This is a genomic window from Pseudomonas sp. R11F (assembly GCF_050312575.1).
GTDB lineage: Bacteria > Pseudomonadota > Gammaproteobacteria > Pseudomonadales > Pseudomonadaceae > Aquipseudomonas > Aquipseudomonas palleroniana.
Window position 1 is genome coordinate 1 of record NZ_JBNPJU010000015.1, and the last position, 18834, is coordinate 18834.

Below are 18834 nucleotides of genomic sequence, written 5' to 3' on the forward strand. Positions count from 1 at the left end.
GCTCAAACTTACCTGACACACCGCCGCGCGGGGCAAGCCCGCTCACTACAAAGGGTCAGAAGCGGAAGGTAAACCCGGCATTGATCCCGTTGTTGTTACCTCGGTTGGACAGCAAACCGCTGTAGCTCAAGGACACCAGCGTGTCAGGGGTCAAGGCCATTTCAGCACTGGCCTTGATGACCGCGCCATCGCGGGCCACGGGCACGCTGTTGACTGCAAAGGCCGTGTCGCTGCCGGCGAATTTCAGCGAGGCTTCGCGATCGGTAGCGCCAAACTGATGCTCCCAACCCAACTCGCCGCGCAAGGTCACCGCCGACGTCGAGCTGACCGGCAATTGGGTATGCGCGCGCAGGCCCAGTGTGGAGAGCGTGGCGTCCTGGCTTTGTTTGCTGGCGTGCAAGGCTGCGGCGCCGCCTTTCTCCTTGAACGAATCGCTCTGGTAGTTCAGGTAGGTCAGGTTGGCGAAAGGCTCGAACTGGCTCCATTGGGTGTAGCCGATCTCGCCGAACACCTGGTCGGTGCGCGCGTTGTAGTCGGCTTTGTCGTAGTCCGCCTGGTTGGCATAGGCCACACGACGCGAAGCGTCGATACGGTGCCAGGTGCTGGCGCCACCCAGGCGCAGGGCTATCGCATCGAAACGTTTTCCACCGTAGACCGACAGGTGATAGTTGTCGCTGTCTGCCGAAGACGATGCGCCATTGAGATGGCTCTGGGTGTAGCCGGTAGCTGCCCCCACGCGCCAGCCGTCCCCGACGTCGGTGTCCAGGCCCAGCAACACCCCGCTGGTGGATGAGGAATAACCGCTGGCGTTGTTGTCACCGCTGATGTTGTTGCGACCGCCCAGCAACTGTACCCAACCGCCGTTATCGCCGGCCTGGATCTGCGCGCTGGAATCCAGCGACTGGGCCTGTTGCAGCCGGCCATTGACCGCTTCACGCAGGTAACGGCTGTCGGCCATGTGCGCCGCCGCCACATCCGAGTGCAATTGCCCGGACAACTGCTTGAACGCCTCCCGCGCCTGCGGCGCCGAGTCGGAGGCCAGCAGGCTTTCGTACACCGGGCTGCCCGCGCCCAACGCTTCGGCCGCTGTCGCGACCGCACGCTCATTGCGGGTTTGCGCGACACTGGCAAACGTCGCCTGGTTACGCGCCACCGTCAGGCTCAGTTGGTTCGGCTGGTAGCTGAGCTCAGTGCCAATAAACGGATAGTTGGGAGTAATCGCCGCAAACCGGCCGTTGATACCTTGGCTGGCGCTGAGGATGTTGAACGGCTGGCCCAGCAGGCTGCGCGCCTCGCTGGCGGACAGCAGGTTGGGGCTATTCTCCAGGGACACCGTCACCACACCGCCATTGAGGGTCGCGACGCCGCTGCTCTGGATCTGGTCGCTGCGGCCATTGGGGCCTACTTCAACGGCGTACACCGAGCCTGGATTGAAGGTCACGTCACCCGTGTGCAGCGTGCCAATCGAATGCCCCGGCGCCACGCGGCCACCGCTGTTGAGGGTCAAGGCACCCACCGTGCCGTTGCCGGCCAGCGTGCCACCCAAGGTGGTCGTCACACCGTTATCCGCATTGCGCGTGCCCACGGCACTGGCGTCCACCGTCACTGCGGAAGTCAGCGAGCCGTCCACCGACAGCTTGCCTCCACGCACCCAGGTACTGCCCGAGTAAGTGTTCTGGCCTTCCAGTACCAGCTCGCCGTCACCGGACTTGACCAGGCTGCCGACATAGGTCGCGCCGGTAAGCAAATCCTTGCCTCGAGCCAGGGTCGCCTGCTCCCGTGCGCTGCCGATCTCATACGCGAACTGATCATCCGCCGAAGCATTGGCAGGCAGGCCATCGAGCCAGCCTTTTTGCTGTTTGGTCGCGGCCCAGGTCGCTTGTTCGGTGGCATCTTCTACCCGACGTGCGCGAATCGCCTCATCGGAAATCGGGTTAGCCCAGATGTCACGCGTAGCCGTGGGCAATGCCACAGCCACCGCACCCAGGAACTGCCCCGGCCCTTGCATGGCTTTTTGCAGATTGGGCAGGCCCCAGCCACTGACCACGCCCGGTACTTGCGGCGTGCCCGGCGCGGCATCGTGCACCGGTTGCAGGTTGTCGTAGGTGCGACCACCGGTCAGGGTGCCCACAGGGGTGTCCGGCCCATCCGGCGCTTGCAGGCTGGAGGTGGTGAGCAACACATCCCGGGCCTGGCTGGCGGTCATGTAGGGGAAGCGCTGGAGCACCAGCGCCAGAGCCCCGGAGACGCTGGGCGCAGCGGCGGAAGTGCCGTTGGCGTTGGGGATGATTTCACCTTCAGGCCCGGTGGACGGAATCCCGGAAACACCCATCACGCACCACCATTTCGAGGTGCCGCAACGGTTGTAGACCTGGGCACTGGTCTCGTCGTAACCGGTGATCGAGAGGAATTTGCTTTCGATATCCGGCTTGAAAAATGGCAGGTTGGCGTTGGTGTCCGGGTTGGCGCCGTGGCTGTCGTTGCCCGCCGAGATGATCTGGATAAAGCTGTTTTGCCGGGCAGCATCGGCCATCGCATCCATCCAGGTTTTCTGCCCGGCGTGGGCCTTGTCCCAGAACGGGCGGTAGGCGGCGGTCATGTCGCGCAGGTTGTCGGCCGCGCTGTCGCCGACATTGCCGAAATGGTTTTCCACGTCATTGCGCGAGTTCTGCCCCCAGCTCTGGTTGACGATCGACACATTCTTGGCGGCCAGGGCGTTGTAGCTGGCCATGAACGCGTTGTAGTCCAGATCGTTGGAGCCCTGGAAACGGTTGTCGTCGGTGCCGCCGGTATTGGCGACAAAAATGTTCGCGTCAAAGGCTATGCCGTGCATGCCGGTGCCGTTGCGACTGGCGCCCAGCACACCGGACATTTCCGTGCCGTGCCCGTCGTTGATGGTCGGGTCGTACTCGCCGGAAATACTGAAGTGCTCGCCTTTTTGAAACTCGCCCGCCGGGGTGTCATGGAAATAACGCGGATGCGTGGCGTAGTACTCGCCCGTGGACGTCACCGCCTGCACACGGTCCTGGCCCTGGGCGTTCTTGCCCTGGAATTCGAAGTGTTCGGTGAGAATGCCGGAGTCGAGCACGCCGACATTCACGCCCTTGCCGGTCATGCCCAAGGCATAGGCGAAATACGCGTTGGTGCGATCCAGGCCGGAGTTGACCTGGGCTTCCGGGGTTTTCCAGGTTTGCGCGTTGGCATTCCAGTCACGGGTGACGGCGGCCCAGGACTGGCCGGCGTTGAGCTGCCCGTTGAGGTTGCTGCTGACGCCCGGTTCTACATAGGTGTAGGGCTTGGCGGCGGGCAGGTTGGCGATGATGGCCTTGGAGAAGTCGAGAATGTTGGTGGTGTAGCGGCCGCTGTTGCTGAAAAGCCGGCTGCGGTAGTAATCCAGGCGTGAGCTGTAGTCCAGCGGCCGCCGGGTGTCACCGAGCATGGCTCCGATGGTCAGGTTTTCTGGTTGCAGCTCGTAGTTCTGCTTGAGGGCCGAATCGAACTTGGCGGACTGGCCGGCGAAGTCCTTGGCGGCAAGATCGACGATATCGGCGTAGGCAAACCGCAGGTTTTTATACACGTCGGTATTCGGGCCAAACGAGGCAACCGCTTTGCGAAAGGCCGATTCGAGCACCGGGGCGGTGTAAGGGTTGCTGTCATCCGCCCAGGCCGTTGGGCCGTGGCCGAGCCATAAGGCCAAGCCGAGTGCGATGGGGGTGAGGGGTATCGATTGGCGCTTGCGAAAAAATACAGTGGAGCCATTACCTGCTACGTCCATTTTCCTTTCCCTTTGGAGATGTGCGTCGTCAATGAGCGATGTATCGGGCTTTTTGTAATAGGCAGGGTCACGCGGAAAACCCATGGGGTTTTCAAGTGTTCGTCGAATGAATGAGGTGGTTTTCCGACGGGGGTCACGCAGCGTTCTTATTGTTTTTGCAGCGGCAAAAAATGTAACAAAATAATTACAAAGACCACAAGCACCCTGGGCGCATTAACGAAGACAAATGTCGCCCACGACAAAAACCCCGGACTTCGTGAAAAATCCGGGGTGGTTTGTGGCATTTAGCCACCAACTCTCACAGCTGTGTGTTTACAGGTGCGACTCGGCGTATTCGGCCAGGATCGAACGAGGCACCCCTTGCAGCGCGATGTGCACGCCGTTGGGGAAGTCTTTGAAACGTTCCGTCAGGTAGGTCAGCCCGGAGCTGGTCGCGGACAGGTAAGGGGTGTCGATCTGTGCCAGGTTACCCAGGCACACCACTTTGGAACCGGCGCCGGCACGCGTGATGATGGTTTTCATCTGGTGCGGCGTGAGGTTCTGGCATTCATCGATCAGGATCAGGCTTTGCTGGAAGCTGCGACCTCGAATGTAGTTGAGGGATTTGAACTGCAACGGCACTTTGCTGAGGATGTAATCGACGCTGCCATGGGTGTTTTCGTCATCCATGTGCAAGGCTTCGAGGTTATCGGTGATCGCCCCCAGCCACGGCTCCATTTTTTCCGCCTCGGTGCCGGGCAGGAAACCGATTTCCTGGTCCAGGCCCTGCACGCTGCGGGTGGCGATGATGCGGCGATAGCGCTTGGTCACCATGGTCTGCTCGATGGCGGCCGCCAGGGCGAGAATGGTTTTGCCCGAACCTGCGGCGCCCGTCAGGTTGACCAGGTGGATATCCGGGTCGAGCAGCGCATACAACGCCAGGCTCTGGTAGATATCGCGCGGTTTCAGGCCCCAGGCTTCCTGGTGCAACAGGGGCTCCTGATGCAGGTCGAGGATCAGCAGCTTGTCGACCTGGATCTCTTTGATCCAACCCACGAAGCCCTGTTCGTCGACGATGAACTCATTGATGTGCACGGCCGGCAGGTTGTCGATCAACTGCACCTGGTGCCAGGTGCGGCCATGATCCTGACGGGTTTCGACTTTGCTGACGCGGTCCCAGAACGAGCCGGTCATCATGTGATAACCACGCGACAGCATCGATACGTCGTCAACCAGTTGGTCGGTACTGTAGTCCTCGGCAGCGATCCCACACGCTCGTGCCTTGAGGCGCATGTTGATGTCTTTGGTCACCAGCACCACGCGCAGCTCCTTGTCGCGTGCGTGCAAGTCGATCAACTGGTTGATGATTTTGTTGTCGTTCAGGTTCTCCGGCAACAGGCTGTTGGGCTCGCTGCGCTTGCTCATCAGAATCGACAGCAAGCCCTTGGGCCCGCCTTTGCCACGCTGGATCGGCACGCCGACTTCAACGTCTTCGGGTGAAGCTTCACCCAGGGTCTTGTCGATCAGGCGAATCGCCTGGCGGCACTCGGCGGCCACGCTGTGGTGCCCGCTTTTGAGCTTGTCGAGCTCCTCAAGCACGATCATCGGGATGGCGACGTGGTGTTCTTCGAAGTTAAGCAGTGCGTTTGGATCGTGGATCAATACGTTGGTATCAAGCACGTAAAGGATTGGCTGGTCGGAAGAAGGGTTACGTCCATGATCATCCATACTCGGTCACCTTTGTGGGAGCCATTCGACGCAATACCTGGGCGGTGCTGCGCCTCGATTCGACCACCGACCGCACCTGAGTGACGTCAAGCGCGGTGCCCACCTGAGGAGTCTTGTAAGACGCCACCTGTGCTGCAGGTTTCGGCGATCTGACTTCGTAATACCGCAAAACCCATGACAGGAAAAAGCACTTTGACGCTTTTTTGAAGTTTATTTTTCAGGATGACGAATAACACTAGCCGAGTGCCAGGTACCCCGTTAAAGTCGGAAGTCCGCCTGCATCGATTTGTCGCACAAAATCACCCCGAAAATGCCTCTGCCCCAACCGGGCCGGGCGTTTCGTCTTTTTCAACGAAAAGCTTCCCGGCAGTCCTGCCAGCCCAGGCCACTCTGCGCCGTAGATTGCAACAACAGCGGCAACGCCACCCGTGCCTTGTCCTGGGTGTCATGAAACACAATCACCCCTTTGCGCCACAGCAACATCAGCGTCAGCACCCGTTGCGCCGATTCGTCGGCCTTGAGCTGGCCCGGCTCGTCCTGGGAATCGATATCCCACAACGCCACCTGCAGACCTTGCGCCTGGAAGAACCCCTGGCTGTCCGCGCGACGCTGGCCGTAAGGCGGGCGAAACAGCGGCACGTAGTTTTCCGGCATCAGGTTTTGCGTCAGCGACGCACCGCGGGTGATGGAGCTTTGCCAGTCCACCCAGTGGCTGTGGGAACGGTATTGCCAACCCTGGGTGCCCACGCACTGGCCGTGGTACAGCGCCTGCACGTCACTGGCCGAACTGCGCTCCACCCGGGTTTGCAGGCTGCCGCCGAGGGCGAAGAAAATGGCGTTCATCTTCTGTTTACGCAAATAGTCAGTGAGCCAGTCGGTATTGCCGTTGAGCGGTGCCGGACCGCCGTCGAAGGTCAGCAGGAACATTCGATCATTGAGCTCATCACCGTTGCGCTCATGGTCACCAAAGCGCGCCACTTCGCTACTGATCTGCGGGAACAGCGCTGCCTTGCGCAGCAGTTCATCGAGGTAACGCTCATGGAATTGATGGCTCGGCCCGGCCCAGCCTATATAGAAGGAGTTTTCACTGACTTCGAACTTGCCGGCCTGCTCGCGCAGGTCATCCATGTTTTCCACCAGGTAGCAGAACGAGGCGTCCTCTTCGCAACTCTGCTGGGCGAGGGTGTAGTTCTCCAGCAGGCGCTGCCACAGCTGGCGACGCAGGTCGTAGATCGACGCCAGGTTGATGATCTTCAGCCCCAGTCGCTGCTTGAGCGCGCCGTCATCCTGGGCCTCACTGGCCAACAGGCTATGGGCGAACATCAGGATTTCCGCACGCGAGGCCACATCGAATAGCGCCGGGCTGCTGAGTTTTTCCGGCCAGGTACCACGATCCAGGCTCGCCACATCCACCGGCGCAGCCTGGGTATTGAGGCATAACAGACAAGCCGAGATTAAAAGCGCGATTCGCACACAGGGTCTCCCTCTCCACAGTCACCGGGCATCATAGCGGATCGCGACTATCGCCATCATAGGTGGAGTCAAAACGCTGCACCCCCTAGAATCGCGGCCACGCTACACGCCACGATTTCAGGAGACGACTTCATGCTGATGGTGATTTCCCCCGCCAAGACTCTCGACTTCGAGACGCCGCCGGTAACCCAGCGCTTTACCCAGCCGCAGTACCTGGACCATTCCCAGGCACTGATCGAACAATTGCGCGAACTGAGCCCGGCGCAAATCAGCGAGTTGATGCACGTCTCCGACAAGATCGGCGGCCTCAATGCGGCGCGCTTCGGCAGCTGGACGCCCGCCTTCACCCCGGCCAATGCCAAGCAGGCACTGCTGGCCTTCAAGGGTGACGTGTACACCGGCCTGAACGCCGAAACCTTCACCGATGCCGATTTCAGCTACGCCCAGGACCACCTGCGCATGCTCTCGGGCCTGTATGGCCTGCTGCGCCCTCTGGACCTGATGATGCCGTACCGCCTGGAAATGGGTACAAAGCTGGCCAACGCCCGTGGCAAGGACCTCTACGCGTTCTGGGGCACACGCATCAGCGAGTGGCTCAATGAAGCCCTGGCCGAACAAGGCGACGATGTGTTGCTCAACCTGGCGTCCAACGAATACTTCTCGGCGGTCAAGCGCACAGCCCTGAACGCACGCATCATCAATACCGAATTCAAGGACCTGAAGAACGGCCAGTACAAGATCATCAGCTTCTACGCCAAGAAGGCCCGGGGCATGATGAGCCGCTTTGTGATCGAAGAACGCATCAACGACCCGGCGCAGCTCAAGCAGTTCGAGGTGCAGGGTTATCGCTTCGATGCGCAGCTGTCCAAGCCGGACAATCTGGTGTTCCTGCGGGATCACGCACCGGAATAAGGCGCTCAAAATGTGGGAGGGGGCTTGCTCCCGATAGCGATAGTTCAGTTACCCATTGAGTGACTGACACTCTGCCATCGGGAGCAAGCCCCCTCCCACTTTTGCCTGTATTTCAAATTGAAAACGTCATTTATTTGGCGTCAAAAAATCTATTGACGCATTACTAACGAATCTTTCACTCGACATTCGTCATTTTTTTTCGTAGTGGCACCGCTTTTTTCAAAAGGTAGTGGCACAAAACTATCCCCGCTTACCAACTCCCTGCAACTACTGGCCGAAGTAGCAAGTGCTATCAATATAGTACTAGTGCCATCTTTTCCAATATTTCAAGAAATTTCAGAAAACAGGATGAGCGGCTCGGAACTTCACCTGAACACGCGGCTCATACCACCGGTAACAAAATTCTCTGTTCCTGTAGGAGATGACTTACATCACAACCCAGCAATAACTAAGTTGCCATCACGACTTATATAGCAGGGTTGAATCATCAACTGATTGAGTTGAGGGCGGCGATAAGGATTAGTTGCTATCCCCTATAGGCCAAGGCAGCGTTTGCCTGAAATATGCAAGCCAGAGCCCAGCGGGCAAAGGCGCCAGCCCCTTCCAGCAGGAAGCCTGGCTACATTTCAGAGCACTCCCCAATAACAAGGCCAAGTTAAGCACAACTTGAGTGCACTCGTTAGCCACTCACTACTCAACATGCCTGCACGCGACAAGTCGGCGTTTATTCGCCCAACTTTCGCGGCAATCAGTGACGCTTGCAAACATGAACTCCGGCCATCTAATTGGCGTGATTAACACAAAGAGGTAAATGCGATGCGCATCAGCATATTTGGTCTAGGTTACGTTGGCGCAGTCTGTGCCGGTTGCCTGTCTGCCCGTGGCCACGAAGTGGTCGGTGTAGATATTTCCAAGGAAAAGATCGACCTGATCAACGCGGGCAAATCGCCAATCGTTGAACCGGGTCTGGGCGAACTGTTGAGCCAGGGCATCGCAAACGGTCGCCTGCGCGGCACCACCAACTTCGCCGAAGCCATCCGCGACACCGACCTGTCGATGATCTGCGTCGGCACGCCGAGCAAGAAGAACGGCGACCTGGAACTCAACTACATCGAGTCGGTGTGCCGCGAAATCGGCTTCGTCCTGCGTGACAAGACCACCCGCCACACCATCGTGGTGCGCAGCACCGTGCTTCCGGGCACCGTGGCCAACGTGGTGATCCCGATCCTCGAAGACTGCTCCGGCAAAAAAGCCGGCGTCGACTTCGGTGTCGCGGTCAACCCGGAGTTCCTGCGTGAATCCACCGCCATCGCCGACTACGACCAGCCACCGATGACCGTCATCGGCGAGTTCGACACAGCGTCCGGCGACGTGCTGCAGTCGCTGTACGAAGAACTCGACGCACCGATCATCCGCAAGGACATCGCCGTCGCCGAGATGATCAAGTACACCTGCAACGTGTGGCACGCCACCAAAGTCACCTTTGCCAACGAGATCGGCAACATCGCCAAGGCCGTTGGTGTCGATGGCCGTGAAGTGATGGAAGTGGTGTGCCAGGACAAGACCCTCAACCTGTCCCAGTACTACATGCGCCCAGGCTTCGCCTTCGGCGGTTCGTGCCTGCCCAAGGATGTACGCGCCCTGACCTACCGCGCCGGTTCCCTCGACGTGGAAGCGCCGTTGCTCAACTCGCTGATGCGCAGCAACGAATCCCAGGTCCAGAACGCGTTCGACATCGTTTCCAGCCACGACAAGCGCAAAGTCGCGCTGCTGGGCCTGAGCTTCAAGGCCGGCACCGACGACCTGCGTGAAAGCCCATTGGTGGAACTGGCGGAAATGCTGATCGGCAAGGGTTACGACCTGAGCATCTACGACAGCAACGTCGAGTACGCCCGTGTGCACGGCGCCAACAAGGATTACATCGAAGGCAAGATCCCCCATGTGTCGTCCCTGCTCAACTCGGACTTCGATGATGTGATCAACAACTCCGACGTGATCATCCTGGGCAACCGCGACGAGAAGTTCCGCGCCCTGGCGCACGAAGCACCGCACGGCAAGCAAGTGATCGACCTGGTGGGCTTCATGGCCAAGGCGACCAGCGCCGGCGGCCGCACCGAAGGCATTTGCTGGTAACGGCAACGGTAAGTTCCGGCTGCAAGGGTACTTCCCCAGCGCTTGCAGCCGGAGCCTTCTCCACCCTCGGATGACGCTCATGTCCAAGTTAAGACACATTTTGCTCCAATCGGCCGGCTGGTTGTTCTTCCTCAGCCTGCTGATGGGTCTCGCCCTGCTGTTGCCGGCGAGCACGTTCGACTCGCAGTCGAAGAATTTTATTTTCCTGATTGGCGCCGTCGGTATCTGGCGCTACTCGATGGGGGCGACGCATTTCTTTCGCGGCATGCTGTTCCTGTACGTGGTCTACCCGCACCTGCGCCGCAAAGTGCGCAAGCTGGGCAAGGCCGCCGACCCGTCCCATGTGTTCCTGATGGTCACCAGCTTCCGTATCGACGCGTTGACCACCGCCCAGGTGTACAGCTCGGTGATCCGTGAAGCCATTGAATGCGGCTTCCCCACTACGGTGGTCTGCTCGCTGGTGGAAATGTCCGATGAGCTGTTGGTGAAAAGCCTGTGGGAACGCATGAACCCTCCGGACCACGTCAAGCTCGACTTCGTGCGCATCGCCGGCACCGGCAAGCGCGACGGCCTGGCCTTCGGTTTCCGCGCCATCTCCCGACACATGCCGGATGACCGCGCCGTGGTGGCCGTGATCGACGGCGACACCGTGCTCGCAGAAGGCGTGGTACGCAAGACCGTGCCGTGGTTCCAGCTGTTCGACAATGTCGGCGGCCTGACCACCAACGAGTTCTGCGAAGTACGCGGCGGCTACATCATGAGCGAATGGCACAAGCTGCGGTTCGCCCAGCGGCACATCAACATGTGCTCCATGGCCCTGTCCAAGCGCGTACTGACCATGACCGGGCGCATGTCGGTGTTCCGTGCCACGGTGGTCACCGACCCGGACTTCATCGCCGATGTGGAAAGCGACTCGCTGCAACACTGGCGCCTGGGCCGTTTCAAGTTTTTGACCGGTGATGACAAGTCCAGCTGGTTCAGCCTGATGCGCCTGGGCTACGACACCTTCTACGTGCCGGATGCCGCGATCAACACGGTCGAGCACCCACCGGAAAAGAGTTTCATCAAGGCCAGCCGCAAACTGATGTTCCGCTGGTACGGCAACAACCTGCGCCAGAACTCCCGCGCCCTGGGCCTTGGTGTACGCCGCCTGGGCGTGTTTACCAGCATCGTGCTGTTCGACCAGCGCGTGTCGATGTGGACGTCCCTGCTCGGCCTGACCGTAGCGTTCATTGCCACCTTCAAATACGGCGGCGCGTTCATCCTCGCGTACCTGCTGTGGATCGGCATCACTCGCCTGATTCTCACGCTGCTGCTGTCGTGCTCCGGCCACAAGATCGGCCCGGCCTACCCGGTGATTCTCTATTACAACCAGATCATGGGGGCGCTGGTGAAGATCTACGTGTTCTTCCGCCTTGATCAACAGTCCTGGACCCGCCAGGACACCAAACTGACCCGCGATTTGGCCAGCTTTCAACGTTGGTTCAACACCTGGTCGTCTCGGACCATGACCTTCTCTGCCGGCAGCATCTTTGTCGCCGTGCTTTTGATGATGGTCTGACCCTGCCAAGCCTGAATTAACTAGGAAATCGAACAGTATGAACAGCCCAGTCAATGCCAATGTTGTCCACGAATCCGAAGCCCAGCGCCAACATGCCCGAGTCAAGATTCCGGCCAAGTTGCGCTTCTTCAACACTGACCGCACACCGACTGAAGCACGAGTGATCGACCTGTCCGCTGGTGGCCTGGCGTTCACCTCCACCCAGCCGCTGACCGTCGGCGCCGTGCACAAAGGCCGCCTGCAATTTGTCATCGACAACCTCGGCCTGGCGATGGATGTGGAGCTGCAGATCCGCTCCTACGACCGCCAGAGCGGCCGCGCCGGTTGCCAGTTCCAGAACCTGGAGCCGCAAGACATTTCCACCCTGCGCCACCTGATCACCTCGCACTTGTCCGGTGACATCGTGACCATGGGCGACGTGCTCGCCACCCTGCAACGCGACAACTTCACCAAGGCACGCAAGGTCAAGGACAGCGGCAGCGGCATGACCGCGTTCGGGCGTCTGCGTGCAGTGACGTTCAGCGCGGGGATCTTCCTGGTCGGCCTTGCGGCGTTCGGTTTTATCTTCAAATCGGTGTACGGCATGTATTTCGTCAGCCACGCCCAGGCCGGCCTGGTCAGCGTGCCCGGCATGAACGTGACCATGCCCCGCGACGGCACCGTGCAGAGCTTGCTCAAAGGTGACGCGGTCGCCGCCAAAGGCGCGCCACTGGCGACGTTCAGCACCAGCATGCTCGATGTCCTCAAGGGCCACCTGGACGAAGACCAACTGCAGCCGGCCAAGGTTGAAGAACTGTTCGGCAAGCAAATGACCGGCACCCTCACTTCGCCGTGCGATTGCGTGGTCGCCCAGCAACTGGTTGCCGACGGCCAGTACGCGAGCAAAGGTGACGTGATCTTCCATCTGGTGCCACGCGGCAGCCAGGCCAACGTGGAGGCACGCTTCACCTATCGCCAGTTCGCCGAAGTTCGCCCAGGCACTGCGGTGAGCTTCCAGGTGGCCGACGAAGAACAGGTGCGTACCGGCACCATCGTCAGCAGCACCAGCCTGAACAGCGCCGACCTGTCTTCCGACATCCGCGTACAGATCAAGCCAGACGCCCCACTGGACAGCACCTACGCCGGTCGCCCGGTGGAAGTGACCAGCGACCGCGGCCCCTCCTTGAACTGGCTGATCGATAAAGCCATGGCTCACGGTCTGTAAGCGAGGACATGCCTGTGAACCCAATATCAAAAACAACACGATCCCTGTGGGACCGGGCTTGCCGTGGCGAGGGAGCTTGCTCCCGCTCGACTGCGCAGCAGTCGTCGAATTTTTGGGGGCGCTTCGCACCCCAGCGCAAGCAAGCTTGCTCGCCACAGCAAGCCCCCTCCCACCTGGGTTCGCTGGCCTTGCTGGCTGTTGCGGTGAGCCTGGCCGGTTGCGCCGGCCTGCCCGACCAGCGCCTGGCCAACGAAGCCTTGAAACGTGGCGACACCGTCACCGCCCAGCAGAATTACCAGCAACTGGCAGACCTGGGCTACAGCGAGGCCCAGGTAGGCTTGGCCGATATCCAGGTCGGCACACGCGATCCGGCGCAAATCAAACAGGCCGAAGCCACCTACCGTGCGGCGGCGGACACCTCGCCCCGCGCCCAGGCCCGTCTCGGTCGCCTGCTGGTGGCCAAGCCCGGCAGCACCGAAGCCGAACAGCATGAAGCCGAAGGGCTGCTGAAAAAAGCCTTTGCCCATGGCGAAGGCAACACCCTGATCCCGCTGGCGATGCTGTACCTGCAGTACCCGCACAGTTTCCCGAACGTGAATGCCCAGCAGCAGATCAGCCAATGGCAGGCTGCCGGTTACCCCGAAGCCGGCCTGGCCCAAGTGCTGCTGTATCGCACCCAGGACACCTACGACCAGCACCTGGATGATGTGGAACGCATCTGCAAGGCCGCACTGAACACCACCGATATCTGCTACGTCGAGCTGGCCACGGTCTATCAGAAAAAGGCCGAGCCGGAGAAACAAGCCGAGCTGCTCAAACAGATGGAAGCCGGCTACAGCCGTGGCACCGTCACCGCACAACGCGTCGACAGCGTCGCCCGTGTGCTCGGCGACGCCAGCCTCGGCCAGCCGGACGAAAAAACCGCCCAGGCGCTGCTGGAGAAGATCGCCCCCGGCTACCCTGCGTCCTGGGTCAGCCTGGCGCAGTTGCTCTACGACTTCCCTGAACTGGGTGACGTCGACCAGATGATGAAGTACCTGGACAATGGCCGCGCTGCCGATCAGCCGCGTGCCGAATTGTTGCTGGGCAAGCTCTACTACGAAGGCAAGTGGGTACCGGCCGACGCCAAGGCCGCCGAAGCCCACTTCGAAAAAGCCGTGGGCAAGGAAGTCGCCGCCGATTACTACCTCGGCCAGATCTACCGTCGTGGCTACCTGGGCAAGGTCTACTCGCAAAAAGCCCTGGACCACTTGCTGACGGCTGCACGCAACGGCCAGAACAGCGCCGACTTCGCCATTGCCCAGTTGTTCTCCCAAGGCAAGGGCACCAAGCCCGACCCATTGAACGCCTATGTCTTCAGCCAATTGGCCAAGGCCCAGGACACGCCGGAGGCCAACGAGTTGGCCACCCAGCTCGAAGCCCCGCTGACGCCTGCGCAACGCGCCGAAGGCCAACGCCTGGTGCAACAAGAACTGGCCACCCGCGGCACCCTGGCCCAGAGCACGCTGCAACTGCACGCCCTGCAAGAAGAAGACGGCGAGGAATCCCTATGAAGCTCAATCCATTCGTCAAGGCCGGCATTGGCCTGACCTTCGCCCTGCTCTGGTCATGCCCGACCCTGGCGGCGCTGACCGAAGCCAAGAACTTCGGCCTGGAAGTGAAAATCACCGGCCAGTCCGAAGACGACCGCGACCTGGGCACCAAGCCCGGCGGTGACGTCAACGGCATCGGCCTCGACCTGCGCCCGTGGGTCTATGGTGAAAGCGGCGCGTGGAGCGCCTATGCGATGGGCCAGGCCGTGACATCGAGCGACATCATCGAGACCGACACCCTGCAACAGTCCTCCGATGACGCCACCGAGCAGTCAAGCAACAACGACCGCAAGACCAAGAAAAACTACCTGGCCCTGCGCGAGTTCTGGGTCGGCTACAGCGGCTTCACGCCCTACCCTGGCGAGATCCTCAAGCTGGGTCGCCAACGCCTGCGCAACGACGACGGCCAATGGCGCGATACCAATATCGAGGCGCTGAACTGGACCTTCGACACCACCTTGCTCAAGGCCAATGTCGGCGCCGCCGAACGCTTCAGCGAATACCGCACCGACCTCAAGGAACTGTCGCCCAAGGACAAGGACCGCCAGCACTTCTACGCCGATGCGTCCTACCAGTGGACACCGGGCCAGTGGATCGGCATACGCGGGCACCACACCCATGACGATGGCAAGCTCGACTACGCCGAACCCGGCGTGGCTACCGACCCACTGGACAAGCGTGAAAACGGCGACCTGACCTGGCTCGGCCTCGAAGCCAACAGCGACGCCTATAACTGGCGTAACACCAACACCGTCAACTACTGGGCCAGCATCACCGGCATGCAGGGCAACCGCGACACAGTCAACGCGTTGAATGCCGACGGCACCCGCCCGGGCAACGCCAAGCGCAGTGATGACGTGAACGGCTGGGCCACCGATATCGGTGTGCGCCTGCGCCTCGACCCGCAGTGGCAAGTCGGTGCAGCTTATTCGCGCGCCAGCGCCGAATACGAGCAGAACGGCCTGCAGAGCAACCGTTCGAACTGGACCGGCACCCAGTCCCGCGTGCACCGATTCGGCGAGGCGTTCCGGGGTGAGATGAACAACATGCAGTCCATGAGCCTGTTCGGTTCCTGGCAATTGCGCGAGGACTATGACGCCAGCCTGGTCTACCACAAGTTCTGGCGTGTCGACGGCAACAAGCCGGTGGGCAGCAACGGTATCGACGCCGTGCAGAACAACACCGATGACGTGACCGGCGCAATCTTGTCCAGCACTTCCCTGCCCCTTGAAGACGGCAAGAAAGACCTGGGCCAGGAGATGGACCTGGTGGTCACCAAGTACTTCAAGAAGGGCCTGCTGCCGGCCGCGTTGAGCCAGTCGATCGATGAACCATCGGCCCTGGTGCGCTTTCGTGCAGGCGTGTTCAAACCGGGCGACGCCTATGGCAGCCAAGTCGACTCGTACATGCACCGCGCCTTTGTCGACGTGATCTGGCGATTCTGATGGGAGCCTGCGCAATGAATGCTCAAAGCCTACTCGTCGCCGCAATGCTGCTGGCCAGCGCCCCGGCGTTTGCCGATTCGGCGACCAAGGCGCCGACCATCGCCAAAGGGCTGCAACAGGCAAAGACCTACACCATTTCCAGCCCGCCGACCGCACCGCTGGAAATGGCCAAGCCCGCCTTGCCGGACCTGAGCGGCTACACCGCTGCGGCGCTGGAAAAGAAAGTCGTACGCAGCAAGCCCGGCAAGATCAGCATCCGTCGCATGATGCAGGAAGACGCGCTGAAGGATTTCATCGGCGGTGACAACAAGATGGCCGAATGGGTGGTGCGCCAGCACGGCATTCCCCAGGCGATCTTCGTCGATGACGGCTACATGAACCTCAAGGACTTGCTTGGCAAAGTGCCCAAGCAGTACTTCAGCGAGACCTCGCCGGGTGTGTTCCTGGCCAAGCTGCCGATCGTGGTCGGGCGTAAAGGCATCCTCGAAATCGACCGCAAAACCCAGGAGCTGCGCCTGTCCCAACAAGCCGGTGCGTTCCTGATCAACGACGGGCAGCTGTTCGTGCGTGATACCAAGATCACCGGTTGGAATGAAAAGACCAACGGCCCGGCGCTGTTCCAGTCACCCAAGGAGTTCCGTCCGTTCCTGCTGGCCTGGGGCGGTACCGAGACCTACGTGGCCAACAGCAAGATGGCCAGTTTCGGCTACGCCAACAGCAAGTCGTACGGGGTGAGTATTTCCCAGTACACCCCGAACATGGCCAAGGTGCTCAAGCGCCCGGAACCGACCGGCTGGATCATCGATTCCGAGTTCTCGGACATGTGGTACGGCTTCTACTGCTATGAAACCACCGGTTTTGTCATCAAGGGCAATACCTACAAGGACAACATCGTCTACGGCATCGACCCCCACGACCGCTCCCATGGCCTGATCATCGCCGACAACACCGTGCACGGCACGAAGAAGAAGCACGGCATCATCATCTCCCGTGAGGTCAATGACAGCTTCATCTTCAACAACCGCAGCTACGACAACAAGCTCTCGGGCCTGGTGATCGACCGTAACAGCGTGAACAACCTGATCGTCGACAACGAGATCTACCGCAACCACACCGACGGCATCACCCTCTATGAGAGCGGCGACAACCTGTTGTGGGGCAACAAGGTGATCAGCAACCGTCGTCACGGCATTCGCGTGCGCAACAGCGTGAACATCAAGCTCTACGAGAACACGGCCATGGCCAACGGCCTGACCGGCGTGTACGGCCACATCAAGGATCTGACCGACACCGACCGTGACATCGCCCTCGACCCGTTCGACGCCAAGGTCTCGCTGATCGTGGTCGGCGGTGAACTGGCAGGCAACGCCAGCGGGCCGCTGTCCATCGACTCGCCGCTGAGCGTCGAGCTGTATCGCGTGTCGATGCTGGCACCGACCAAGTCCAGCGGCATCAGCTTCAACGGCGTGCTGGGCGATCGCCAGGAAGAAATTCTCGACCTGCTGGTACGCCAGCAGAAAGCCGTGCTGATCGACCCTGTCGAACGCCAGACCGAAATGCAGGATTGAGGATGACCCTTATGCACCCACACATGATCAAACTGCTGAGCCTTTCGGGTCTGACCCTCGGCCTGCTCGCGGCCAGCCAGGGCGTACGCGCCGACGAACTGAAGGCCCCGACCTTCACCGCCGAACCCTGCTGCAGCCTGTGCCCGGCCGCGCATGACGCGAAGAACTACACCACGCGCTACCAGCAGAACTTCACCACCCTGGTGCAAGCCCAGGGCGATTGGCTGTTCCGTACCCAGGAAGATTTGCGCACCGAATTCGACACCACCCCGGCCGGTTACAAGCGCATGCAACAGCTGCACGATGCGTTCAAGGCCAAGGGCGTGGAGCTGGTATTGGTCTACCAGCCGACCCGTGGCCTGGTAAACCGCAACAAGCTCAACCCCGAAGAAAAAGCCAAGTTCGATTTCGACAAGGCGTTGGGCAACTACAAGAGCATGCTCGGCCGTTTCGCCAAGATGGGCTTTGTAGTGCCGGACCTGTCGCCGTTGACCAATGAGCAACTGCCGGATGAATTGCCGGCCCACGACTTCTACTTCCGCGGCGACCAGCACTGGACCCCGTACGGCGCCCAGCGCACCGCGAAAATAGTCGCCGCCAAAGTGCGTGCGATGCCTGAGTTCGCGGATATTCCCAAGCGTGAATTCGAAACCAAACGCTCCGGACGCATGGGCAAGACCGGCACCCTGCACAACATGGCCGGGCAACTGTGCGGCACCAGCTATGCGATCCAGTACATGGACCAGTTCACCACCGAGCCCAAGGGCGAAGCGGGCGACGGCGATTTGTTCGGTGACTCGGGCAACCCGCAGATCACCCTGGTGGGCACCAGCCACAGTGGCAAGAACTACAACTTCGCCGGCTTCCTGGAACAGGAAATCGGTGCCGATATCCTCAACGTCGCCTTCCCCGGCGGCGGCCTGGAAGGCTCGATGATCCAGTACCTGGGCAGCGATGAATTCCAGAAGAGCCCACCGAAGATCCTGATCTGGGAATTCTCGCCGCTGTATCGCCTGGACCAGGAAACCATCTACCGCCAGATGATGGCGCTGCTCGACAACGGCTGTGAAGGCAAGACCGCGCAGATGAGCACCAGCACCACGCTCAAACCCGGCAAGAACGAACTGCTGGTCAACAGCGCGAACAAGGACCTGCGTAACAGCAGCCATCAGGTGGATATCCGCTTCGCCGATCCGTCAGTGAAAACCTTGCACGCCACCCTCTGGTACATGAACGGGCGCCACGAGGACATCAAGATCGAGAAACCCGAAACATCCGATACAGACGGGCGTTTCGCCTTTGAACTGCGCACCGATGAAGACTGGGCCTCGCAGAACTTGCTGGCCGTGGAAGTGCAGGGGCCGGAAGCGGGAGCTGCCGCGCAAAAGGTCGAAGCGAAAATTTGCACACGCAACGTATTCCCAAGCGGTGGTCAGCAGACCGCCCAACTCGGGAAGTGAGGTG

The 18834-nt window shown here is 60.5% G+C and carries 11 protein-coding genes; 8 read left to right on the forward strand and 3 right to left on the reverse strand.

Annotated features, from left to right (window positions below; genetic code table 11):
- Positions 1-55 precede the first annotated feature (55 nt).
- The 3 genes from ACQRBV_RS04030 to ACQRBV_RS04040 all read right to left on the reverse strand — a co-directional run bounded on the left by ACQRBV_RS04030 (position 56) and on the right by ACQRBV_RS04040 (position 6955).
- Positions 56-3775 (reverse strand): autotransporter domain-containing protein, encoded by a 3720-nt coding sequence (locus ACQRBV_RS04030; protein WP_411985737.1) that lies wholly within the window; start codon positions 3773-3775, stop codon positions 56-58.
- A 312-nt stretch (positions 3776-4087) separates the two neighbouring features.
- Positions 4088-5482 (reverse strand): PhoH family protein, encoded by a 1395-nt coding sequence (locus ACQRBV_RS04035; protein ID WP_060753866.1) that lies wholly within the window; start codon positions 5480-5482, stop codon positions 4088-4090.
- 348 nt (positions 5483-5830) lie between these two features.
- Entirely contained in the window at positions 5831-6955 is a 1125-nt protein-coding gene (locus ACQRBV_RS04040) for a polysaccharide deacetylase family protein (protein ID WP_161548232.1), read from the reverse strand.
- Positions 6956-7087: 132 nt separating this feature from the next.
- On the opposite strand from ACQRBV_RS04040, the gene yaaA reads away from it, so the two are divergent.
- The 8 genes from yaaA (at position 7088) to ACQRBV_RS04080 (ending at position 18830) form a co-directional block, all read left to right on the forward strand.
- On the forward strand, positions 7088-7867 hold the full coding sequence (gene yaaA / locus ACQRBV_RS04045) for a peroxide stress protein YaaA (RefSeq protein ID WP_411985738.1): 780 nt from the start codon (positions 7088-7090) through the stop codon (positions 7865-7867).
- Between the two features lie 816 nt (positions 7868-8683).
- Positions 8684-10000: a nucleotide sugar dehydrogenase gene (locus ACQRBV_RS04050; RefSeq protein WP_060753869.1), complete on the forward strand. Its 1317-nt coding sequence runs from the start codon at positions 8684-8686 to the stop codon at positions 9998-10000.
- A gap of 79 nt (positions 10001-10079) precedes the next feature.
- On the forward strand, positions 10080-11561 hold the full coding sequence (alg8, locus tag ACQRBV_RS04055; protein WP_161548234.1) for a mannuronan synthase: 1482 nt from the start codon (positions 10080-10082) through the stop codon (positions 11559-11561).
- A gap of 37 nt (positions 11562-11598) precedes the next feature.
- Positions 11599-12765, forward strand: a complete 1167-nt coding sequence (locus tag ACQRBV_RS04060) for a PilZ domain-containing protein (protein WP_411985739.1) — start codon at positions 11599-11601, stop codon at positions 12763-12765.
- An 8-nt stretch (positions 12766-12773) separates the two neighbouring features.
- On the forward strand, positions 12774-14318 hold the full coding sequence (gene algK / locus ACQRBV_RS04065) for an alginate biosynthesis TPR repeat lipoprotein AlgK (protein ID WP_411985740.1): 1545 nt from the start codon (positions 12774-12776) through the stop codon (positions 14316-14318).
- Positions 14315-15802, forward strand: a complete 1488-nt coding sequence (locus ACQRBV_RS04070) for an alginate export family protein (RefSeq protein WP_161548235.1) — start codon at positions 14315-14317, stop codon at positions 15800-15802. The genes algK and ACQRBV_RS04070 overlap by 4 nt, the downstream gene beginning before the upstream one ends.
- Positions 15802-17370 carry a mannuronan 5-epimerase AlgG gene (gene algG, locus ACQRBV_RS04075; protein WP_411985741.1) on the forward strand — a complete coding sequence of 523 codons (1569 nt, stop codon included), beginning with the start codon at positions 15802-15804 and terminating at the stop codon, positions 17368-17370. Before ACQRBV_RS04070 ends, algG begins: the two co-directional genes overlap by 1 nt.
- Positions 17371-17381: 11 nt before the next feature.
- Positions 17382-18830, forward strand: coding sequence for an alginate O-acetyltransferase (locus tag ACQRBV_RS04080; protein ID WP_060753932.1), 1449 nt, complete (start codon positions 17382-17384; stop codon positions 18828-18830).
- Positions 18831-18834: the final 4 nt, after the last annotated feature.